Source organism: Flavobacterium zubiriense (genome assembly GCF_041729725.1).
GTDB lineage: Bacteria > Bacteroidota > Bacteroidia > Flavobacteriales > Flavobacteriaceae > Flavobacterium > Flavobacterium zubiriense.
The window spans coordinates 89,701-113,584 of record NZ_JBCFQL010000008.1 but is presented as its reverse complement, the minus strand read 5'-3'; the positions used below and the strand labels follow the sequence as shown (position 1 = coordinate 113,584).

General features: G+C 32.1%; 19 protein-coding genes. 6 read left to right on the top strand and 13 right to left on the bottom strand.

From position 1 onward, the window contains the following. Window positions 1–19 precede the first annotated feature (19 nt). Entirely contained in the window at window positions 20–2,851 is a 2,832-nt protein-coding gene (uvrA, locus tag AAGV28_RS08845; RefSeq protein ID WP_373406457.1) for an excinuclease ABC subunit UvrA, read from the top strand. 248 nt (window positions 2,852–3,099) lie between these two features. Here the strand turns inward: uvrA and AAGV28_RS08840 are convergent, their stop codons facing one another. Next, window positions 3,100–4,320 carry an IS4 family transposase gene (locus tag AAGV28_RS08840; RefSeq protein ID WP_373406456.1) on the bottom strand — a complete coding sequence of 407 codons (1,221 nt, stop codon included), beginning with the start codon at window positions 4,318–4,320 and terminating at the stop codon, window positions 3,100–3,102. 109 nt (window positions 4,321–4,429) lie between these two features. Here AAGV28_RS08840 and AAGV28_RS08835 point away from each other — a divergent pair, with 109 nt between their 5' ends. The 5 genes from AAGV28_RS08835 (at window position 4,430) to AAGV28_RS08815 (ending at window position 11,834) form a co-directional block, all read left to right on the top strand. After that, window positions 4,430–4,852, top strand: coding sequence for an endonuclease domain-containing protein (locus tag AAGV28_RS08835; RefSeq protein ID WP_373406455.1), 423 nt, complete (start codon window positions 4,430–4,432; stop codon window positions 4,850–4,852). Between the two features lie 95 nt (window positions 4,853–4,947). Beyond that, entirely contained in the window at window positions 4,948–5,442 is a 495-nt protein-coding gene (locus AAGV28_RS08830) for a MepB family protein (protein ID WP_373406454.1), read from the top strand. 154 nt (window positions 5,443–5,596) lie between these two features. Then, window positions 5,597–6,325, top strand: coding sequence for an LOG family protein (locus AAGV28_RS08825; protein ID WP_373406453.1), 729 nt, complete (start codon window positions 5,597–5,599; stop codon window positions 6,323–6,325). An 87-nt stretch (window positions 6,326–6,412) separates the two neighbouring features. Continuing rightward, window positions 6,413–9,241, top strand: coding sequence for a gluzincin family metallopeptidase (locus AAGV28_RS08820; protein ID WP_373406452.1), 2,829 nt, complete (start codon window positions 6,413–6,415; stop codon window positions 9,239–9,241). 184 nt (window positions 9,242–9,425) lie between these two features. Next, a complete protein-coding gene (locus tag AAGV28_RS08815; RefSeq protein WP_373406451.1) occupies window positions 9,426–11,834 on the top strand; it encodes an alpha-ketoacid dehydrogenase subunit alpha/beta in 2,409 nt (802 codons plus the stop codon). Between the two features lie 89 nt (window positions 11,835–11,923). Here the strand turns inward: AAGV28_RS08815 and AAGV28_RS08810 are convergent, their stop codons facing one another. From AAGV28_RS08810 to AAGV28_RS08755, 12 genes are all read right to left on the bottom strand, one after another. Beyond that, window positions 11,924–12,628, bottom strand: a complete 705-nt coding sequence (locus AAGV28_RS08810) for a response regulator transcription factor (protein ID WP_373406450.1) — start codon at window positions 12,626–12,628, stop codon at window positions 11,924–11,926. A gap of 3 nt (window positions 12,629–12,631) precedes the next feature. Then, window positions 12,632–14,218 carry a sensor histidine kinase gene (locus AAGV28_RS08805; RefSeq protein WP_373406449.1) on the bottom strand — a complete coding sequence of 529 codons (1,587 nt, stop codon included), beginning with the start codon at window positions 14,216–14,218 and terminating at the stop codon, window positions 12,632–12,634. Between the two features lie 68 nt (window positions 14,219–14,286). Further along, the gene (gene coaE, locus AAGV28_RS08800; protein ID WP_373406448.1) at window positions 14,287–14,874 is read right to left on the bottom strand and encodes a dephospho-CoA kinase; all 588 of its coding nucleotides are present in this window, start codon (window positions 14,872–14,874) and stop codon (window positions 14,287–14,289) included. A gap of 2 nt (window positions 14,875–14,876) precedes the next feature. Continuing rightward, window positions 14,877–15,875: a glycosyltransferase family 2 protein gene (locus AAGV28_RS08795; RefSeq protein ID WP_373406447.1), complete on the bottom strand. Its 999-nt coding sequence runs from the start codon at window positions 15,873–15,875 to the stop codon at window positions 14,877–14,879. Between the two features lie 153 nt (window positions 15,876–16,028). Then, window positions 16,029–17,219: an enoyl-ACP reductase FabV gene (gene fabV / locus AAGV28_RS08790; RefSeq protein ID WP_373406446.1), complete on the bottom strand. Its 1,191-nt coding sequence runs from the start codon at window positions 17,217–17,219 to the stop codon at window positions 16,029–16,031. A 98-nt stretch (window positions 17,220–17,317) separates the two neighbouring features. Continuing rightward, window positions 17,318–18,970 (bottom strand): DNA repair protein RecN, encoded by a 1,653-nt coding sequence (gene recN, locus AAGV28_RS08785; RefSeq protein ID WP_373406445.1) that lies wholly within the window; start codon window positions 18,968–18,970, stop codon window positions 17,318–17,320. Window positions 18,971–19,023: 53 nt separating this feature from the next. Further along, a complete protein-coding gene (porD, locus tag AAGV28_RS08780) occupies window positions 19,024–19,908 on the bottom strand; it encodes a type IX secretion system protein PorD (protein ID WP_373406444.1) in 885 nt (294 codons plus the stop codon). Continuing rightward, entirely contained in the window at window positions 19,901–21,112 is a 1,212-nt protein-coding gene (gene coaBC / locus AAGV28_RS08775) for a bifunctional phosphopantothenoylcysteine decarboxylase/phosphopantothenate--cysteine ligase CoaBC (protein WP_373406443.1), read from the bottom strand. Before coaBC ends, porD begins: the two co-directional genes overlap by 8 nt. A 6-nt stretch (window positions 21,113–21,118) precedes the next feature. Beyond that, complete coding sequence (locus AAGV28_RS08770; RefSeq protein WP_373391503.1) at window positions 21,119–21,436, bottom strand: DNA-directed RNA polymerase subunit omega; 318 nt, start codon at window positions 21,434–21,436, stop codon at window positions 21,119–21,121. 9 nt (window positions 21,437–21,445) lie between these two features. Then, window positions 21,446–22,240, bottom strand: a complete 795-nt coding sequence (locus AAGV28_RS08765) for an outer membrane protein assembly factor BamD (protein WP_373406442.1) — start codon at window positions 22,238–22,240, stop codon at window positions 21,446–21,448. A 135-nt stretch (window positions 22,241–22,375) separates the two neighbouring features. Beyond that, window positions 22,376–23,257: a 4-hydroxy-tetrahydrodipicolinate synthase gene (gene dapA, locus AAGV28_RS08760; RefSeq protein ID WP_373406441.1), complete on the bottom strand. Its 882-nt coding sequence runs from the start codon at window positions 23,255–23,257 to the stop codon at window positions 22,376–22,378. Window positions 23,258–23,266: 9 nt separating this feature from the next. After that, window positions 23,267–23,785: a DUF6913 domain-containing protein gene (locus AAGV28_RS08755; protein ID WP_373406440.1), complete on the bottom strand. Its 519-nt coding sequence runs from the start codon at window positions 23,783–23,785 to the stop codon at window positions 23,267–23,269. Window positions 23,786–23,884 lie beyond the last annotated feature (99 nt).

Sequence of the window (23,884 nt, the reverse complement as noted above, 5' to 3'; positions counted from 1 at the left end):
TTGCTTTTTTGCTAAAATTATGTTAGAAAAAGACAATACTATTGAAGTTCTTGGTGCACGCGTTCACAATCTAAAAAATATAGACATTTCGATTCCGAGGGAAAAACTAGTGGTTATTACTGGTCTTTCTGGCTCCGGAAAATCCTCTTTGGCATTCGACACTATTTATGCCGAAGGGCAACGTCGATATGTGGAAACTTTTTCGGCTTATGCCCGTCAATTTCTAGGAGGTTTAGAGCGTCCTGATGTGGATAAAATTGATGGACTTTCGCCTGTTATCGCCATTGAACAGAAAACAACCAGCAAAAGTCCGCGTTCTACCGTGGGAACGATAACCGAAATTTACGATTTCTTGCGATTGCTTTATGCCCGTGGCGCCGATGCCTACAGCTACAATACGGGAGAAAAAATGGTTTCGTATTCGGATGAACAAATCAAAGATTTGATTATTCAGGATTTCACCAATAAACGCATCAATATTCTCGCTCCGGTAATTAAAGCCAGAAAAGGTCATTATGGCGAATTATTTCAGCAAATTACTAAACAAGGTTTCCTGAAAGTACGTGTCAATGGAGCTATTCTGGACATTACACCTGGAATGAAATTAGACCGTTATAAAACCCATGATATTGAAATTGTGGTAGATCGAATGCAGATTGAAGATACTGCAGACAATCAAAAACGATTATCCGAAAGCATTAATACGGCTATGCATCATGGCGAAAACGTATTGATGATTTTAGATCAGGATACAAAAGAAGTACGCTATTTCAGTAGAAATTTAATGTGTCCTTCTACTGGAATATCCTACCAAAACCCAGAACCAAATTTATTCTCGTTCAACTCGCCAAAAGGTGCTTGCGAACATTGTAACGGATTGGGAACGGTGAACGAAATCAATGTCAAGAAAATTATTCCGAATCCTAAATTATCCATCAAAGCGGGTGGTTTTGCACCATTAGGCGAATATAAATCGTCCTGGATTTTCAAGCAATTGGAAATCATTGGAGAAAAATATGGTTTTAAAATTACTGATGCCATAGAGAAAATTCCAGCCGAAGCGATGGAAATGATTTTAAATGGTGGTAAAGAAAAGTTCACCATCAACTCCAAAGATTTGGGCGTTGCCCGGGATTACAAAATCGATTTTGAAGGGATTTCGCATTTCATCAAAAACCAACACGACGAAAGTGGCTCCACCACTATCAAGCGTTGGGCAAAGGAATTCATGGACGAAATAAAGTGTCCAGTTTGTGAAGGTTCCCGATTGAAGAAAGAAGCCCTTTTCTTTAAAATCAATGAGAAAAACATTAGCGAACTTTGCAATTTAGATATTTCGGATTTAACGGCTTGGTTTCAAGATCTGGACAGTCATTTATCTGATAAACAACGGCGCATCGCTACCGAAGTGATCAAAGAAATCAAAGATCGATTGAACTTTTTGATGAATGTTGGTTTGGATTATTTGGCTTTAAGCCGAAGCTCAAAATCACTCTCTGGTGGTGAAGCACAACGTATAAGGTTGGCGACACAAATTGGTTCTCAGCTTGTTGGTGTACTTTATATTTTGGACGAACCAAGTATTGGTTTACACCAAAGAGATAACGAAAAACTAATTCATTCCTTGGAGCAATTACGTGATATTGGTAACTCGGTAATTGTGGTAGAACACGACAAGGACATGATTGAACAAGCCGATTATGTAATTGATATTGGGCCAAAAGCAGGGAAATATGGCGGAGAAATAATCAGTAAAGGAACACCTGCTGAAACCCTGAAATCCAATACTATTACAGCGCAGTACCTCAATGGAAAGATGAAGTTCGAAATTCCGAAAAAACGTCGTGAAGGCAATGGAAAATCCTTAAAATTAAGTGGAGCTACAGGAAATAATCTAAAGAATGTTTCGATAGAAATTCCGCTTGGAAAAATGATTTGTGTTACTGGAGTTTCAGGAAGTGGAAAATCGACTTTAATCAACGAAACGTTGTACCCAATTTTAAATGCCTACTATTTCAACGGCGTAAAAAAACCACAGCCCTACAAAAAAATTGAAGGTTTAGAACATATCGATAAAGTAATTGATATTGACCAAAGCCCTATTGGAAGAACGCCTCGTTCGAATCCAGCGACTTATACCGAAGTATTTACCGAAATCAGAAATCTTTTTACCATGACTTCCGAGAGTATGATTCGTGGTTACAAAGCCGGTCGTTTTAGTTTTAATGTAAAAGGCGGTCGTTGCGAAACTTGTCAGGGTTCTGGAGTGCGAACGATAGAAATGAACTTTTTACCCGATGTTTATGTCGAATGCGAAAGCTGTCAGGGCAAGCGTTTTAATCGCGAAACCCTTGAAATTCGATACAAAGGAAAATCCATTTCGGATGTATTAGACATGACGATTGACGAAGCCGTTCCGTTTTTTGAAAATATTCCAAAAATTTATAGAAAAGTAAAAACCCTGCAAGATGTTGGTTTGGGTTATATCACATTAGGGCAACAAAGCACAACCCTTTCTGGTGGTGAGGCGCAACGCATCAAATTGGCGGGTGAATTATCTAAAAAAGATACCGGAAATACTTTTTATATTCTCGACGAACCTACTACAGGATTGCATTTTGAAGACATCAGAGTATTTATGGAAGTGATTAATAAACTGGTTGACAAAGGAAATACTATATTAATTATCGAACACAATATGGATGTTATTAAACTTGCAGATTACATTATCGACATAGGTCCGGAAGGCGGAAAAGGCGGTGGAACTGTAGTTGCTAAAGGAACTCCCGAAGAAATCATGAACAACAAAAAAAGTTATACGGCTAAGTTTTTGAAGAAAGAATTGGTTTAATTCCCCTCCTTTGGAGGGGTGTCCGCTTAGCGGACGGGGTGGTTTTTCGTTACAATTAAAATTTTCTTTAAATTCAACAAAAAAATCACTCCAAAACATTGTTGTCCGATAAATAATTTCAGACTGTTAGATTTTGTATATTTTTAGGTGCTTAACGAGATTCTATCTTGCTTTAGCTTGTTTTTTAGTATTGTCATTAGAATTCAATAAATGAAAAAATATAATTTTCAATTTAATTTATCAAATTTTCATCCTGTGGCTAAATAGTCATCGAATAGTCCTAATTGCCCATTGATTTTTGGATCTAATTCCCAATCTTTTTCTGGACTTTCTAAAAATTTAGTTAGATGAATATAGTTGAATAAATGAATTCTACAAAAACTGACTAAATTAGAGAAAGACCATTGTCTTTTCAAACTTTTCTTTATCACTCCCATCAGAAGATTTACTATCAAGACACAATAAATTTGGATTTTGATAGCGTTCTCGTTGTCTCCTAAAAAATATTTTAGTGGAAAATTTTGTTTAATCTGTTTAAACAACAATTCTATCTGCCATCGGATTTTATAAAGCGCAGCTATTGTGTCTGCTCTAAATTCAAATAAATTGCTAATAAACTCGAAAGTTCTTTTATGTTCCCTGTCATAATATTTTATTTTTCTTAATTTCAATTTGCCTTTTGTACTTTCTTTATCAATTTCAACTTCAATAATTTCGTCCGACAATACACCACTATGAATCTTTTCTAGAATGGTGTTTTTTTGAGTTACTTCATATTTTGCATTCTCTTTTATTCGAGTTACAAAGCCTGTTTTTTGCTGGGTAAAATACTCAAAAGCCTTATAATCATTATATCCTTTATCAAAAATATAGACGGTATCTTCATCACATTTTAGTTTTTCTAAAAACTGATGGTCGTGAGTTGTAGCAGCTGTAAACCATACTAAATTAGGAACTTTTTCATCTGCATTTATCACACTGTGTGATTTAATTCCACCCTTACTTTTCCCGTTACTTGGCTTCCTTCCAACGCATTTTAAAATGTCTTTAAACAAGCTAATGGTTGTACTGTCAACAATTTTTACTTGCTTCCCTAATGCTATTTCAACTCGACTGTCCGATAAAACAAAGCTATATTTCTCCAATAGCTTGTTGTAGATTTCTTCGAAAAACTCCACTTTCCTAGTCTTGTTTGCATCGGATAAAGTGCTTTTTTTAGGAAGATGATTTATTCTCACCGTCTCTTCTTTTCCTGATAATCCTAGCATTCCAGAAGTAACTTCACGCAAAGAATTACACTTTTCCAAACAACAAAAAACCATACTAAATAAATGATCTTGACTTTTAAAGTGTTTTACATACCTGTCAGAATTATGTTTATCAACGGCTTTTGAAATCATAGAATCATCTAGTAAAGAAATCAACTGTCCGAAAACAGATTTAGTCGAAAAATACTTATTTTTACCCATCGTTATTTGAATTTTGCAACTCTAAATTACGATGTTTTTTAAGAAGCCATTAATTTGGCTTCTTTTTTATCGGACAACAATGACTCCAAAAGATAAAAAATCAATTTGCATGGAAAATGATAGAGAAATAACAGCTTATATCAATGGTCATCCCATATATAGAAACTTTATTGAAAGCTTACCATACAATATAAAACTAAAATGCCGAGCCCGAGCATTACGCAAAGCAGGTGTATTATCTGAAGTTATTTTTTGGTTACAAGTTCACAAAGGAGCCTTTTGGAAAATTGATTTTGACAGACAAAGAATCATCGGTAATTATATTGTTGATTTTTATGTAAAAACTTTGGGATTAATAATTGAAATTGATGGTTCAAGCCATAACGATAAAGAAGCATACGACCAAAAAAGAGAAGATTATCTCATTTCATTAGGATTAAGGGTATATAAAATTTCTGATTCAAGAATAAAACATGATTTGAATAATGTAATGATGGAATTAGAGAAATATATTATTGAAGAATTTGGATGAAATACAATTTCATTAACTAATAGACCACCCCACCCTTCGGGCACCCCTCCAACGGAGGGGAAGAACAAAAAACAATTGTCATTAAAAACTACTTTATGATTGCTATTCCTGATTTTCTACACAAAACCAACACGCTTGTTTTTAACAAATTAAGTCTAGAAACTAAAAGTATTTATTTAGAAAAAGAAAGTGCCGATTATAATGCTTGCCAACTAGTGCTTAATGACAAAAAAATTCTTTTTAGAACAGCTAAAACCACACCAACAAAAATAGGTCAATTTGTTACTTTATGGAAAAGAACAGCAAACGGTCCTATTGCTCCTTTTGCAATTGAAGATGGTTTTGACTTGGTAATTATCAATACTGAAACTGAAAATTATTTTGGACAATTTGTATTTCCAACTGCTATACTTCTCGAAAAAGCTGTTTTTTCAACTGTTTTAAAAGAAGGCAAACGTGCTATTCGTGTTTATCCGCCTTGGGTTAAGACAACCAGTAAACAAGCTCAAAAAACACAACAATGGCAATTGGAGTATTTTATCGAAATTCCTTTCGAAAAAGATAAAATTCAAAAATTATATCAGTTATAAAGCCATAAACAGTTATCAAAAAAAGCATAAATTTTAAGACTTCTCTCTTTTTAATCGTATAAAAAAAGTTATATTAGCTATTAGCATTTTTTTTAAATTACTAAAAAGCAACAGTAATTATCAGGTTACTGATTATCAATTAACTACTTTAAATATGAGATTAGAAGATTTTGACAATGACGAAGAAAAAATAATCCAAGACCGCTTAAAACAAAAAACATGGAATGAAATAAGAACCAATGATAGTTGGGCGATTTTCAAAATCATGTCGGAATTTGTGAATGGGTATGAAAATATGGGGCGTATTGGGCCTTGTGTTTCTATCTTTGGATCTGCTAGAACAAAACCTGAGGACAGATACTATCAATTAGCAGAAAAAATTGCTTTTAAAATAAGTAAAGCAGGTTACGGCGTTATTACCGGCGGTGGACCTGGAATTATGGAAGCAGGAAATAAAGGAGCGCATTTAGGCGGAGGAACTTCTGTAGGATTAAACATCGAGCTGCCTTTTGAACAACATTTCAATCCCTATATTGACCACGACAAAAACTTAAATTTCGACTATTTCTTTGTTAGAAAAGTTATGTTTGTAAAATACTCGCAGGGTTTTGTGGTTATGCCTGGAGGTTTTGGAACACTGGACGAAATGTTTGAAGCAATCACATTAATTCAAACCAAAAAAATTGCTCGTTTTCCTATTATTTTAGTGGGAAGCAGTTACTGGTCAGGATTATTAGACTGGATAAAAACCGTTTTAGTTGAACAAGAAAAAACGATAAGTCCTGATGATTTAAAATTAATTAAGATTGTAGACAACGAAGATGAGGTTGTAGATGTTTTAGACAATTTCTACAAGAAATATACTTTAAAACCCAATTTTTAAGGAGCGGTTTACAATTTTTTTAATTTTTAATGTCTGCTTTAAAATAAAAAAATGTAAATTGAAATACTTTAAAAACCAAAACAAACATTGAATACTATCATTAAAATTTCTGTTTTTTATGTTGTGCTTTTGGCTTCAATAAATAGTAGTATTGCACAACATCGCAATCAACTTTTTGTGGAAGTTGATACAAAAACCCATGTATTAACAATCAAACAGGAAATTGATTTTTTAAACAATTCAACTGATAGTATTTCGGAAATTGTTTTAAATGACTGGAACAATGCCTATTCTGATGTAAAAACGCCCTTAGCTCTTCGGTTTTCAGACGAATTTTATCGTGGATTTCATTTAGCAAAAGAAGAAGAAAGAGGGAAAACTTCGAATATTACAATTTTTAATAATGAGCAGTTCGTTCATTCTTGGAAAAGAGTTGAGAAACAGCAAGATCTTATTATTGTAAAATTGAATAAAAAATTAGCTCCAAATGAAAAAATTCATTTAAAATTAGCTTATAATGTAAAAATTCCGAGTAGTAAATTTACTAAAATTGGCTATGATGACTTGGGAAATATCAATTTGGAAGATTGGTTTTTATGCCCCGCACGCTATGAAAATCATACTTTTGTTAAACACAGTAATGAAAATTTAAATGATATTGCTAATGCTATTTCTGATTTTAATATTGAACTTAAATTAACCAACGGTTTTGTTCTTACTACTGATTTAAACACAATCGAACAAAGCAGTAATAAAGATTACACTTTCTATAAATTAGACGGAAAAAACAGAGTTAATTTTAGTCTTTTTATAGAACCAAAATCTAGTTTTACAAGTTTTAAAAATGATAGTTTTGAAGTAATAACTAATTTAGATGGCGACAAAGTAGCTCCTGAGGATCAAGCTAAAGCAATTGACGCTGTGGTTCGTTTTGTAAAAAAATTAGTTGGTGATTATCCATTTAAAAAAATAGTAATTTCACAAACCGATTATGAAAAAAATCCTTTTTACGGACTAAACCAGTTGCCTTCTATAATTAGACCTTTTTCAAACGAATTTACTTTTGAAATAAAATTCTTAAAAACTTACCTTACTGTTTTTCTCAACAACAGTCTTTTTATCAATAATAGAAATGAAAGCTGGATTCATAACGGAATCCAAGTCTATACCATGATGAAATATATTGAAGAAAATCACCCTGGAACTAAAATGTTAGGTAATGCAGCTTCTTTTAAACTGTTAAAAAGCTTTCATCTGACCAACTTAGATTTTAATGAACAATACAGCTATTTTTATATGTTGATGGCTAGAAAAAATCTGGATCAGCCATTAGGAGCACCAAAGAATACACTCATTAAATTCAATGAACAAATTGCTAGTAAATATCGTGCTGGTTTAAGTTTACGTTTTTTAAATAGTTACTTAGAAAACCATGCCGTTACAAAAGGTATTAACGAATTTTACACTAAAAATCAAGGAAAACATATAACAGCACTAGATTTTGAAAACGAATTAAAACAACAAACGCCTAAAAATATTGAATGGTTTTTCAACTCTACAATCAATTCTAGAGATTTAATAGATTATAAATTTAATAAGGTTACAAAAACCAATGATAGTATTCAATTTTCAGTAAAACGCAAAACAGATGTTAACGTTCCAGTACCTGTTTACGGAATTAACAAAGGAAAAATTGTTTATAAAAAGTGGATTGAACCAACTCAAGATAGCGTTTTTAGTATTCCAAGGAACAATGCTAGTAAAATTGTATTGAATTACGAAAATGAAGTTCCTGAGTACAATTTAAGAAACAACTGGAAATCATTAAAACCTTTTTTTCCTAACAACAGACCTATAAAATTTGCTTTTATGAAGGATTTAGAAGATCCATATTACAACCAACTTTTGTATGTTCCTACACTAGAATACAACTTATACGATGGTTTAATTCCTGGAATGCGCCTTCATAATAAAACGATTTTAGACAAACCGTTTGTTTTCGACGTCACTCCTGCCTATTCTACCAATGCAAAAACTTTTTCGGGATCTGGGAGTTTTTCCATCAATCATAATTATCGAAATAGTAGACTATACAACGTAAGATATTCATTATCTGCATCCTATTTTCATTATGCACCCGATGCGTCTTATACAAAACTGACACCAAACATACAATTACGAATTAGAGACAATGACTTTAGAGATAATAGAAAACAAGTTTTTTACTTGCGTCAAGTACTTGTTAATCGTGAAAAAAGTGCCCTAATTACTGATGATTCAACCGAAAATTCTTCGGTTTTCAACATCAAATATTTCAATACAAAAACTGAAGTTACAAATCATTTTAATTTGATGGGTGATATTCAATTTGCCAATAAATTTGGAAAAATTGCAGGCCAAATTGAATATAGAAAACTCTTTGAAAACAACCGCCAAATTAATTTACGATTCTATGCAGGAAGTTTTCTTTACAATAATAGCAATACAGAATTTTATAGTTTCGCTTTAGACCGTCCTACCGATTATCTATTTGATTATGGTTACTATGGTCGATCAGAAAGCACTGGTTTTTATAGCCAACAATTGATTATAGCCGAAGGTGGATTTAAATCTAAATTAAAAACACCTTTTGCAAATCAATGGATTAGCACGATAAATGCAGGATACACCATTTGGAATTGGATTGAAATGTATGGAGATGTAGGAATCTTAAAAAACAAATATCAAAACCCTACTTTTGCCTTTGATAGCGGCATACGTCTAAACTTAGTGACTGATTATTTTGAAGTGTATTTTCCTGTATATTCCTCTAATGGATGGGAAATAAGCCAAAATAATTACAATGAAAAAATACGATTCATCATTACATTTTCACCTAAAATACTATTCAATTTATTCAATCGAAAATGGTTCTAAACAAATAACTTACTATTAATCATTACAGAATAATCAATTATTTAATAAAAAAATTGTTTTTTAATAAAAAAACGACATTATTACTGAATAAAAACATCACTTTATAAGACATTTTTCTTTTAATCAACTATGATAATAGCCAGTTTTTAAGTAAATTTGCGCCATGAATTATAATCTTTCAATTATGATAAAAGAACAAAACAATACGACATTGACATTTGAGGATTTTAAGACTGAAGTATTGAATGATTATAAGATAGCCGCAACAAGCCGAGAATGCAGTCTTGTAGGACGCAGAGAGGTTTTGACTGGCAAAGCAAAATTTGGGATTTTTGGAGATGGAAAAGAAGTGCCTCAAATTGCAATGGCTAAGTTTTTCAAAAATGGAGATTTTCGTTCAGGATATTATAGAGATCAAACTTTCATGATGGCCATTGGCGAATTAACACTCGCTAATTTTTTTGCTGGATTATATGGAAACACTGACATCAAACAAGAACCTATGTCGGCTGGAAGACAAATGGGCGGGCATTTTGTTACCCATAGTTTAAACGACGATGGAAGTTGGAAAAATCTTGCCAAACAAAAAAATTCTAGCGCAGATATATCGCCTACAGCTGCCCAAATGCCTCGTCTTTTAGGATTAGCGCAAGCTTCTAAAATTTATCGCAAAATCAATACTATTCCCAACCAAAAAAACTTTTCTAATGATGGAAATGAAATTGCTTGGGGAACTATAGGAAATGCCAGTACTTCTGAAGGAGTATTTTTTGAAACCATTAATGCGGCTGGAGTATTACAAGTTCCAATGCTGATTAGTGTTTGGGATGATGAATATGGAATTTCAGTTCATGCAAAACACCAAACTACTAAAGAAAGTATCTCTGAAATTTTATCTGGTTTTCAACGTGATAAAAACAAGGATGGAATCGAAATTATAACCGTTAAAGGTTGGGATTATTCGGATTTGATTACTACTTACGAAAAAGCATCCCGAATTGCTCGTGAAAAACACATTCCCGTTTTAGTACACGTTACTGAATTGACACAGCCTCAAGGTCATTCCAGTTCTGGCTCACATGAAAGATACAAAAGCACTGAACGCCTTAACTGGGAAAAAGAGTTTGACTGCCTCAGACAGATGCGTTTATGGATGATTGCCATCAATATTGCCTCCGTTGAAGAACTGAATGAAATTGATAACGCCATTAAAAAAGAGGTTTTAGAAGCTAAAAAAGCAGCTTGGAATTCATTTATTTCTCCAATAGTTAGTGAGAAAAATGAACTCGTTAATTTATTAGAACAAATTGCCCCTTCAAGTAAAAATAAGGATCAAATTCTAAGACTTTCCAATTCGCTTAAAGCCGTTAAAGATCCATTTAAAAAAGAAATTCTAGTTACAGCTAGAAAAACACTACGATTAGTTGTCAACGAAGCTGTAGCAAATGAATTATCACTTTGGATACAAAAATATACACAAAGAAATCAGCTTACATTTAGCAATAATCTGTATTCTGAATCAAATAAAAATGTATTTTCTGTCAAAGAAGTGCTTCCTACTTATGCCACCGACGCTAGAAAAGATACCGATGGAAGAATGATTATTCGGGACAATTTTGACGCCTTATTTACAAAATATCCAGACGTATTAATTTTTGGAGAGGATTCGGGGAACATTGGTGATGTAAACCAAGGTTTAGAAGGTATGCAACAAAAATATGGAGAAACTCGAGTGGCTGATGTGGGTATTCGTGAAGCAACTATAATAGGACAAGGAATTGGACTTGCTTTAAGAGGATTAAGACCTATTGCCGAGATTCAATACCTTGATTATTTACTTTATGCTATTCAAATTCTTAGTGACGATTTAGCCTCATTACAATACAGAACAGTAGGGAAACAAAAAGCACCATTAATTATTAGAACCCGAGGACACCGTTTAGAAGGCATCTGGCATTCAGGATCGCCTATGGGAATGATAATTAATGCCATAAGAGGAATTCGTGTTTTAGTACCAAGAAACATGACAAAAGCTGCTGGTTTCTACAATACATTATTAGAATGTGACGAACCTGCTTTAGTTATAGAATGTTTAAATGGCTACCGTTTGAAAGAAAAAATGCCACTGAATTTTGGAGAATTCAAAACGCCAATTGGTATAGTGGAAACTATTAAAACAGGAGCTGATATCACCTTAGTTTCGTATGGTTCTACATTGCGTTTAGTGGAGCAGGCTGCAAAAGAATTATTAGAAATTGGTATTGATTGCGAAATCATCGACATTCAATCTTTACTTCCGTTTGATATCAATCATGACATTGCCAGAAGCATTCAAAAAACCAATCGTCTTTTAGTTATTGACGAAGATTTGCCTGGTGGAGCTTCAGCTTATATTTTGCAACAAATTATTGAGCAACAAGATGCTTTTAAATATTTAGACAGCAAGCCACAAACCTTAACTGCTAAAGAACACCGACCTTCTTATGGAACTGATGGTGATTATTTTTCTAAACCTTCTGTAGAAGACATATATGAAAAAATTTATAGTATACTTTCAGAAACAAATCCTGTAAAATACCCGAAATTATATTAAATAAAATAAATCCCATCTCATTTTAAAAACAAGATGGGATTATTACTAAATTAAAAAGCTCCGATTTTCATCGAAGCTTTTTTTATGCTTTATTTTTTTACTACTAATCGGAAACCTTCTCCGTGAATATTTAAAATTTCAACATCTTCGTCTAGTTTTAGATATTTTCTCAATTTAGCAATGTAAACATCCATACTTCTAGAGGTAAAATAGTTATCATCTCTCCAAATTTTAGTCAAAGCCAATTCTCTTGGCATCAAATCATTTTCGTGAAGAATCAACATTTTTAATAATTCATTCTCTTTAGGAGATAGTTTTACTGGTTCTTGACCTGCAAAACTCAAGAAACGCAATTTAGAATTCAAATGGAACTTACCAATTATAAATTCAAAAGGAACTTGTTCTGCTTTTACATCCGAAGCTTTTCTTTGAATAATAGCTTTGATTTTCATCAACAAAACTTCTGAATCAAATGGCTTATTCAAGTAATCATCTGCTCCTGCTTTGTATCCTTTTAAAACATCTTCTTTCATTGATTTTGCAGTAAGAAAGATAATTGGCACTTCGGCACTTTTCTCTCTTATTTCTTTTGCCAATGTATACCCATCCTTATAAGGCATCATTACATCCAGAATACATAAATCATAAGAATCTTTTTTAAATTTTTCAAAACCTTCCATTCCATTTTTGGCTAAGGTAACATCAAAGTCATTTAGCATCAAATAATCTTTAAGGACAGCCCCAAAATTTAAGTCATCTTCTACTAAGAGAATTTTTTTATTTATATTTTCCATATACTAATTTATTAGAGGTAATTTTATAATGAAGGTACTTCCTTTTCCCTTTTCGCTTTCTACATATACTTGACCGTTATGATCCTCAACAATTCTTTTCACATAAGCCAGACCCAAACCATGGCCTTTAACATTATGTAAGTCTCCAGTATGCTCGCGGTAAAACTTCTCAAAAACTCTTTTTTGAGCTACTTTACTCATTCCTAAACCTTGATCTTTTACTTTAATCAGAATCATATCTTTAATATTTTCTGTGTAGATATCAATCTTAGGCGCTTCTGGCGAATATTTTATCGCATTTTCTAAAATATTAACAATAACATTTGTAAAATGTACTTCGTTGATTAAAACAGTGGTCCTTGATGCTTCAAAATGATTGCTGATTTGTCCTTCCCTATCTTGCAAAATTAAATTTACATGTTCGATAGCGTCATAAATCACTTCTTCAACATTGCTTGAACCTTTTTCTATATCCAGTTCTCTTTTTTCTAATTTCGAAATTCGCAATACATTTTCTACTTGGGCATGCATTCGCTTATTTTCATCCCTGATCATTTGCAAATACCTGAAAACCTTTTCTTTGTCTTCAATTATTTTAGGATTTTTAATGGCATCTAAAGCTAAATTTATAGTAGCAATAGGAGTTTTAAACTCATGTGTCATATTGTTTATAAAATCCGTTTTTATCTCTGAAATTTGACGTTGACGAATTAATTGACTTAATGCGCTGGTATATGCTATTAAAATAATTAATGTAAATACTATTGATAAAATAGTAATACTTATTAATTCTGACAGAATAAACTTTTTCTTATTTGGAAAAGTAACTGATAATCGATACTTTTCAACTCCTTCATTATCAGCAAGTATCGGAACAGTATAAGTTGCTTCTTTATCAACTTGAAAATTATCCGATTTTATTTTTGTCTGTGTCCCATTACTTTGAATTGCAAATTCAAATTTTGTATCAACTCCATGTTCAACCAGTTCTTTCTTCAAAAGAGTGGTTAACTTTTCTTTTGAAATTCTTTCTTCAATAGATAATGTTGATGCGTAATCCTTGTATGAAATTTGTAACTGAGCCTTATTTAATACATCTAAATTCCCATCTTTTTCAGTCTTTAAATCTGGTATTAGACTCTTGTTTAAACCTGAATTATCAACAACATTGTTACTATTATATACCTCAGTTAACCTTTTTGAGCTAAAACTTTTAAAACCATCTCCATTAAATTTTTTATTAAATAACGATCCATTGTAATCGTATTTTTCAGATGAGATACTATTTTTATAAATTATCGTTTTATTGGTTTTTGTATTTCTTTGAACAAATAAAATCTCTAATAAATCACTTTTTTCTGGAATTTTACCCGTACTATCTTTAATTTGATTGATTTTATTATAAAAACTAAATTCTTCCTGTTTCTCCAGTTTATCAGCAACATTATCAATCACCTGAGTAACATGATACGTAAATTGTTCATCATTATTTTTAAATGAAGTATTAAACCAATATACCTGAACGAGTATAATCCCTATTAGAGACAAACTCATTAATAAAACAAGAAATTTAAAAAACAATTTATTCATCAAAACAAAATTAACATTTTAACAGTATAGTTGATAATGTATTAACCAAACATTAACACCTAGTTATCTTATTGATTAATCGATAAAATTTTAAGAAATTCTTCGATTTTTACTTTAGCCAAATTAATATCCACATTTTCAACTACCAAATCACTTTTTGCAATCCGTTGCTCATCCGTCCATTGTGCATGGATTCGCTTCATCACTTGTTCTCTATTACTATCATCTCTTTTTAAAACTCTTGAAATTCTAGTTTCTACGGGAGCAGTTACCGTTATAATCGAATCAAAATCAGTATAACTCCCACTTTCGAATAAAATTGCCGATTCATACACTACAAAAGGGGAATCTTGATGTTGTTTTAGCCAATTTTTAAAATCTTCTTTAACCGCAGGATGAATAATAGCATTGAGCGTTTTCAGCTGGTCTGGATTATTAAATACAATTTCAGCTAATTTTGCTCGATTCAATTGATGCTCTACTACAATATTCGTTCCAAACTTTTCTTGTATTGCTTCTATTATTTCTAACTGTTGCATTACTTTTTTACCAGCATCGTCCGCAATATAAACAGGAACAGCAAGCGAAGCTAAATAATTAGCAATAGTCGTTTTACCACTTCCTATTCCACCTGTTAATCCTATAATTTTGGTCATAATTATTTTTTAAAAAATAAATAAGGAAAAGCTTCTTCTGGCTTTTGCTTCAAAATAATAATTTTAATATACGATTCTAAAAACCCTAAACCATAACCTAAAAACTGTTTCCAAACTGCTGTTACCGAAAGATAACCTATCTTAATACTTTTATTTTGGTAACTTGAAACCAAAAAGATTACAAAAAAGTAAACACAATACAATTTAGCTAAAAAATCATACGTAAAAATTAATAAAGCAATTGAGAGTGCTAACCCAATAACAAATGCCGATGGAAAAAAGAATGTTAATTTATTGTGTTTTGGATACCAACTATTTAAAATCGGACGTGCTTTTCCAAACTTATTTACCTGAACAGAAAACTTATCCCAATCAATTCTTCTTTTATGATATACGTAAGCTTTCGAAAAAAGTTTTGTTTCAAAACCTAAATTCCATAATCGAATGGATAAATCAGGATCTTCACCCGGATGTATATTTCCAAATCCATTAGAAGCTTCAAAAGCTTTTCGGGAAATTCCCATATTAAAGCTTCGGGGCTGGAACTTATCTATTTTTTCCGAACCACCTCTAATTCCGCCAGTTGTTAGGAAAGAAGTCAATGCAAAATTAATCGCCTTTTGAATATTCGAAAAACTGTCTAATGCTCTGTCAGGACCGCCAAAACAATCCACATAATTCGCTTTTAAAGCCTTGTTCACTTCTGTTAAATATTCGACAGGAATGATACAATCCGAATCAAAAATGATAAAATAATCACCCTTGGCCATTTTCATTCCATAATTTCTAGAATCTCCTGGACCGGAATTTTCTTTGTAGTAATAAGAAATAGTCAATTTACTTTTATACTGATTGACAACATCTTCACAGCGAATTGTAGAACCATCCTCTACAATTACAATTTCAAAATCTTCTTTATAATCTAATTTTGACAAACTTTCTAAAAGCTCATCAACTTCGTCTGGACGATTATATACGGGAATAACCAAAGAAAAATACATATTCTTAAAAGCGGTATTAATTATACAATATAAATGTAATATTTTAACAAAGATAGACTTTAAACAATAATGCGCCTTACTTTTAAATGCTTTTATACACTTAAAATAAGACGCAGTACCAATAAATTATACTTTATTTTTTTCGAAATAAAATTAGGCGATACTTTCCACCTGAACCATTTCGTCAGCTTCTGCTTTATAATCTACACCAGCCAAATCAAAACCAAATAGATTATAGAAATCTTTTCTGTATCCTTCTAAATCTCCTATTTCAGCTAAATTTTCAGTAGTTGCTTGTTCCCATAATTGAGCCACTTGAGCCTGAACATCTTTACGCATTTCCCAGTCATCAATACGGATTCTGCCTTTTTCATCTACAGGAACTTCTCCTCCTGTGTACAATCTTTGTTGGTACAAACGCTGAATTTGCTCGATACAACCTTCGTGAATTCCTTCTGCTTTCATTATTTTATACAATAAAGAAATATACAACGGAATTACTGGAATTGCCGAACTCGCCTGAGTTACCAATGCTTTATTAACCGAAACATAAGCCTTTCCGTTGATATCAGCTAAACTATCTGAAATTTCGAAAGCAGTAGCCTCCAAATGGTCTTTTGCGCGACCAATTGTTCCTTTTCTATAAACCGCCTCAGTAACTGATGGCCCGATATAAGAATAAGCAACAGTTGTAGCTCCGGGCGCTAATAAATTTTCTGCTTTTAAAGCATCCATCCACATAGCCCAGTCTTCACCTCCCATTACTGCAATTGTATTTTCGATATCATCACCACTGCATGGCTCGATAGTAACTTCAGAAACTTTTCCAGTGTGAAAATCTACTGTTTTATTTGTAAAAGTACTCCCAATTGGTTTTAAAACCGAACGGTGCATAATTCCTGTATTTGGATTGGTACGAACTGGAGAAGCTAGACTGTAAATAACTAAATCCACCTGACCCAAATCCGCTTTAATCAAGTCTAAAGTTTCTCTTTTTACTTCATTCGAAAAAGCATCTCCATTGATACTTTTTGCATACAAACCTGCTTTTTGCGCTTCTTTCTCAAAAGCTGCAGAATTGTACCAACCTGGTGAAGCTGTTTTTCCAGCTACTGGTGGTTTTTCAAAAAACACTCCAATAGTTGCTGCATCAGAACCAAAAGCACTTGAAATTCTTGAAGCCAAACCAAAACCTGTAGAAGCACCGATTACCAATACCTTTTTAGCACCATCAATAGCGCCTTTTGATTTAACATACTCAATTTGATTTTTAACACTTTGCTCACATCCAGCAGGGTGTGCGGTCAAGCAAATAAATCCTCTCATTCTAGGTTCTATGATCATAACGTATCAATATTATATTTTTATTTATTTTTAGCGAATAACAATGACTTTATCAAGAAAAAGCTATCGTTTTTGGATGGCAAATATAGGGCATTTTTTTAGTTCAACAAGGCTTTTGCATGATTTAGAGCCGAATCAGAAACAATAGTTCCTGATAACATTTGAGCAATTTCTACAACGCGTTCTTCATCAGTCAATAACTTTAATTCTGATTGAGTATCATCCGCAACTGTTGACTTAAAGACTTTAAAATGAACATCTCCTTTTGCGGCAATTTGTGGTAAATGAGTAATGGCAAAAATTTGCATTTCCTTACTCATTTCCTTCATAATCTCTCCCATTTTGATAGCAATTTCTCCAGAAACTCCAGTATCAATTTCATCAAAAATCAAGGTTGGTAATTTTGAATATTGGGCTAAAATAGCTTTTACAGCCAGCATAATTCTAGACATCTCTCCTCCCGAAGCTACTTTTTTAAGTAATCCAAAATCAGTTCCTTTATTAGCCGAAAATAGAAATTGCAATTCGTCTTTTCCATTAGCAAAATAACTTTCTCCTTGCGTAACTTCAATATTAAAACGAACGTTTGGCATTCCTAAAGTAGCCAAAATAGCTATCATTTTTTCAGACAATACAGGAATAGCCTCAATTCTATTATCATGAATAGTGGTTGCCAGAGTATCTAATCTTTCTGATTTTTCTTGAATTGTAGCATTCAGAAGCACAATTTCTTCTTCAATATTTCCTAATTCAACCACTTCATTTTCTAATTTGGTTTGAATTAGCAACAACTCCTCTACAGTAAGCACCTGATGCTTTTTTTGCAAATTATAAATCAACTGTAATTTCTGATTGGTTTGTTCCAATTGTTCTGGATCGAAAACTATTTTTTCAGAATGACGATTTATTTCATCTGAAATATCGTCAAATTCGATGGCTAAACTTGTAATTCGTTCCAATAATTCTTGGTATTCCGAAGAAAAAGAAGCTATTTTTTGAATCGCCGCTTTAATTTCCTTTAGATTACTTAAAACACCAAATTGCTCTTCATTGGCAATAGCCAAAGATTTATCGATTGACTCTTTGATGATTTCAACATTGTTGAGTTTTTCAAAGACACTTTCCAGTTCTTCTTGTTCCCCTGATTTTAATTGGGCAGCAAGCAATTCGTTCAATAAAAAAGTATGGTATTCTTGTTCTTTATTGGATTCACTTTGTCTTTTAATAAGCGAATTTAATTGTGTTTTATCTGATTTATAGCTTTTAAGAAGTGATTGGTAATCCGAAATAATACCCTGATTTGCAGCAATGGCATCAATAATATCAAACTGAACATTCTCGTCTGTCAATTCCCGAGTTTGTTGTTGCGAATGAATATCCAATAAAAACACACCTAAATCCTGCAATTCTTGTAGGTTTACAGGACTATCATTAACAAAAGCACGCGATTTTCCCGAAGGAAGAATTTCTCTTCTTATGATCGTTTCATTTTCAAAATCCAAATCATTCGCCTCAAAAAAAGCTGCTAAATTGTATTTTGAAATATCAAATTGTGCTTCAATAATACATTTTTCTTCTTTGTTTTTTAACGAAGTCAAATCGGCGCGTTTTCCTAAAACCAATCCCAGAGCACCTAAAATAATGGATTTTCCCGCACCTGTTTCTCCTGTAATAATCGAAAATCCTTTAGAAAAATCAATAGTTAATTTCTCTATTAAAGCATAATTTTTTATAGATAGCGCAGTAATCATTAATTGTTTTTATTTATGTAGTTGTGTAAAGTAAATTTAAGAAATCAAAAAAACTAATATTTCAGCATAGCCCATTTTGATGAATTCATAGGCGAAATTTTATTTAAATTTTCTACTAAATCAGTAATGGTAATGTTTGGTCCTCCTGAGAAAATAGATGCAACTTCATCTGATTTTGCATCAAAAAAAACACGCGTTAGATAAGCATTAGGCTTTGAATTATACAATTTATTTAGAGACAACAAAGCCGATTTAATTTTTTCCTTTGCCAATTTTGAATTTTCAGTCATCAAATCCAAACCTTGGTGGTAATCGAATACTGTTTTTCTTATTTCATTATAAGTAGGCGATAGCAAATCATTAATCAAAAAATAGCGGTTTTGGTTTCCGTCAAGCTGACTCCATCCCTTATTATTACTTTGTTGAGCAACGGTAGCAATGGTTTGTGCCGTTTGAAAATAAGGATCTCCAGATTTGAATTCGAATGTTTCCCGATCCATTCCAACAATCATATAAGTATAAAAAGAAATAACCGAAACCAAATTAGACTGAAACGAATTAACATTAAAAATTAAATTTTCAAATTCTGTGTAAGTAAAACCAAAATCCTTATCATTGATATTCAGCACTGGAGTTTCATAAGACGAATTAAAAACAGGACGCGAGGATTGTACCTGAATAGTTGCCGTAAACTGATCTGAATTATGAGAAAGTAAAGTAATATACATTGAACAATTAATCTTTTCTTGCTGTTTGTAACTTTGCTCCGTCCAATCGGTTTTATTTACAAACTCATTTAAAGAAGTTTCTAGAGTTTTATATACTTGCAGGTTGGGATTACCCATATTTTGAGCATTCACGGTAACTGAACAATTCAGTTGTTGTGCATGAACATAACCAAAGCTTAAAAACAAAAAGAAGAAAACTATCTTATTCATAAAAATGCATTATTACTTTATTTAGAATATCATCAGCAACCGCTTCTTTGGATTTTAATTCCATCGGCTCTATTTTAAAATTTTTATCGATAAAAGTAACTTTATTGGTTGTTTTTTGAAAACCAGCTCCTTCATCCTGCAAAGAATTTAAAACAATCAAATCTAAGTTTTTTTTCTGAATTTTAGCCTTAGCATTCTCAATTTCATTCTCGGTTTCTAAAGCAAAACCAATTAAAAATTGCTGTTTTTTAGCAATTCCTAATGATAATAAGATGTCTTTTGTTTTTTCGAATTCAATAACAAAATGATCCGCAGCTTTTTTTATTTTTTGCTCCGCTACATTCTTGGGTTTATAATCAGCAACCGCTGCTGCTGCAATAGCTACATCTACATCGGTATAAAAGTGATGACAGGCATCATACATTTCTTGTGCCGAAATTACTTTAATTACCTTTATCAAAGAATGATTTGCAATACAATGTGTTGGACCAGTAACTAAAATTACCGAAGCTCCTAAATTAGCCGCACTTTTTGCAATATCAAACCCCATTTTTCCAGAAGAATGATTACCCACAAAACGTACTGGATCGATAGCTTCGTAAGTGGGACCAGCAGTGATTAATATTTTTTTACCTTTTAAAGGCAACTTGCTTTCTAAATCGGCTTCAAGGAAAGCCATGATGTTTTCAGGCTCTGCCATTCTTCCTTCACCAGATAAACCGCTAGCTAATTCTCCGCTTTCGGCTGGAATTATGGTATTTCCAAATTGTTCTAAAGCTGTAAAACTAGCGAATGTAGAAGGATGTTTGTACATATCTAAATCCATTGCAGGAGCAAAATAAACAGGACATTTTGCCGATAAATAAGTAGCAATAAGTAGATTATCGCAGGTACCATTAGCCATTTTAGACAGGGTATTTGCTGTTGCAGGTGCAATTAACATTAAATCTGCCCAAAGCCCTAATTCTACGTGATTATTCCATTTTTCATTTTCTTCATCTTGATTAAAAAATGAGGAATAAACTGGATTTTTAGATAAAGTGGATAAGGTAAGTGGGGTTACAAAATCCTTAGAAGCAGGTGTCATTATCACTTGGACATGTGCACCTGCTTTTATAAAAAGTCGTACTAAAGACGCTGTTTTATAGGCGGCAATTCCGCCAGAAACTCCTAGCAAAATCTTTTTACCGCTTAAAACTGACATAGTATTTTATTTATTTGATTCTCTGTGATAAATTTTACCATCTAACCATTCTTGTACTGCTAAAGCATGTGGTTTAGGTAATTTTTCATAGAATTTAGAAACCTCAATTTGTTCTTTATTTTCAAAAACTTCTTCAAGACTGTCATTATAGGTAGCAAATTCCTCTAATTTCTCTGTCAATTCTTTTTTAATTTCAGAATTGATTTGGTTTGCTCTTTTAGCCATAATGGTAATTGCTTCATACACATTTCCAGTAGGTTGCTCAATATGCGTTTTGTTATACGTAATTGTATTTACTGGAGCATTCGTCTTTTTTAAATCCATGACTTTTATTTATTTAGTATATTTTTGTAATTCTTGTTCAACACGAGCATACATCTCGTCTGCTTTTTCTTTATATTTTGTATCCACATTAAATTTTATCAAATTTTGATACGATAATTTTGCTACATTCAATCGCTCTTCCATTTTTTCAGGTACACTATTAATACCTAATTGGTAAGCTGAATCTAATTTATAATACAATGCATCTTCTTTGAATTTAGTTCCAGGATAATCTATAATAAAATTATCAAAAGCAACTATTGCTGATTTAAAATCGGAAATTGTATTGTAACTTTTAGCATTTTCGTATACTTTCAATTCGATTTTTTCAGATAACAACTTTGTTAAACCATTTGCCTCTGCTAAATATTCTGAATTTGGGAAACGATCAATAAAAGCTTGTAGTTTTTCAATAGCTTTAAAAGTATCTACTTGATCTAAGCTGTATACAGGCGATAAAATAGCGTAACTTTTAGCACCTAAAAAAGAAGCTTCTTGAATTTTTTCGCTTTTAGGATAACCAGATGCAAAACTCTCAAATTGATAAGCGGCTAGTGTATATTGTCTGGTTTTATAATACGATTGAGCGTACATATAAAACAGTTTCTCTGCCTGTGGCTTACCTCTAAATTCTGGAGCTATTTGTTCAAAAAGGCGAAGTGCTTTTGAGTACTTAGCCTGTGCATATAAGGTATCTGCCATAGCAAATTTTACCGCAACATTTTCACTTTTTAAGGCTTTTTGGTATTCATTACATGAACTAAAAAGAACTACAAGAAGCAATAAGGATACAATTTTTTTCATTATTTTGTTTATTTTTCTAATACAAGCTAACTACAGCCTATAAAAAATCATACCGAAGTTTCGGTGGCAAATTTAGTTATTAATTTAGCGACTACAAAATATTTCTTAGCTTAAAAAAATACTTGCAAAAAACCTTTATTTATCTATTTTTTGAACAAATTCGTTTATTCTGTTTTGCAAATCTTCATCTACGCTTACTAATGGCAAACGGACTGTATTATCAGCAATTCCTAAAGCTTGAAATACTTGTTTGATTCCCGCTGGATTCCCTTGTTCGAAAATCATATCTATACAATCTGATAATAAATACTGAGATCTAAAAGCTTCATCCACTTTACGATTCAAACCTAAACGAATCATCTCTGAAAATTCTTTTGGAAAACCTTGAGCTATAACCGAAATCACTCCAGAACCTCCTGCTAAAATCGTTGCCAGCGCCGTCATATCATCACCAGAAATTACATGAAAATCCTTTGGTTTATCTTTCAATAATTGCATGGCCTGAACAATATCACCAGCTGCTTCTTTAATAGCAACTATGTTTTTAAAATCATTTGCTAGACGCAAAACGGTTTTTGGCAACATATTGCTCGAAGTTCTACCTGGTACATTATATACAATTACAGGAATTGGAGAAGCCTCAGCAATAGCTTTAAAATGCTGATAAATCCCTTCCTGTGATGGTTTATTATAATAAGGAGAAACGGAAAGAATGGCTATATAAGGAGACATATCTCTTGTTTTTAACTCCTCAATAATTTTCATAGTATTATTACCTCCAACTCCTAAAACTAATGGCAAACGACCATTATTAGCCTCAATAACGGTCTGAATAACCAATTCTTTTTCGTCATTGTTAAGTGTTGCATTCTCTGCAGTAGTTCCTAAAATAACCAGATATTCCACTCCACCATCTACAGAAAAATTTACGATTCTTTTTAATGCTTCGGTATCAATTGAAAAATCTTCTTTGAAAGGAGTCACTAGAGCAACACCAGTTCCTATTAATGATTGCATGTTTTTAGATTATATTTTGTTTAATATTTTTAAATACCTAAATAATTCTTGGACAAAAACTTTATAATTTTCCAGATTAGTAATAATCATTAAATTATTCAAGCGTTTGTCTATTGTTGAAAAACCAACTTTAAATTTAGCTTTCGATTCGTGAGTAACCACAAGCAAAATGGCTTTTTGAAAATCATAATAACTCACTAACAAATCAAAATCCTTAACGATAAAATCATTAACCGCTTCATTTTTAATTTGAGCATTCCAATTTAAATGGTTGAATTCTAATTTTGTTACAGTAGTTGTAAAATTTACATTTGATTTACTTTTATAAACCAATAATTCAATGTTTTCTTTTGCAATTCCATTTGCTACAAACTCTTCAATTAACAATTGAGTATTAGCAAAATGACTTTCATCTACAACCAATCCTATTGTTTTTACACTACCAGAAAACGAGCTACTCTTTACATTAAGTAAGCTGTTTTTTACTATTTTCTTTACTGAAAATCCTTTTAAGTAATTTAAAAACATAACTTATCCTTGTTAGTAAACAAAATTAATTAATTAAGTTACACTATAGCCGGCAAATCTAAAAAAGTATAACGATGATTTGAAACTTTTTGTTAAATT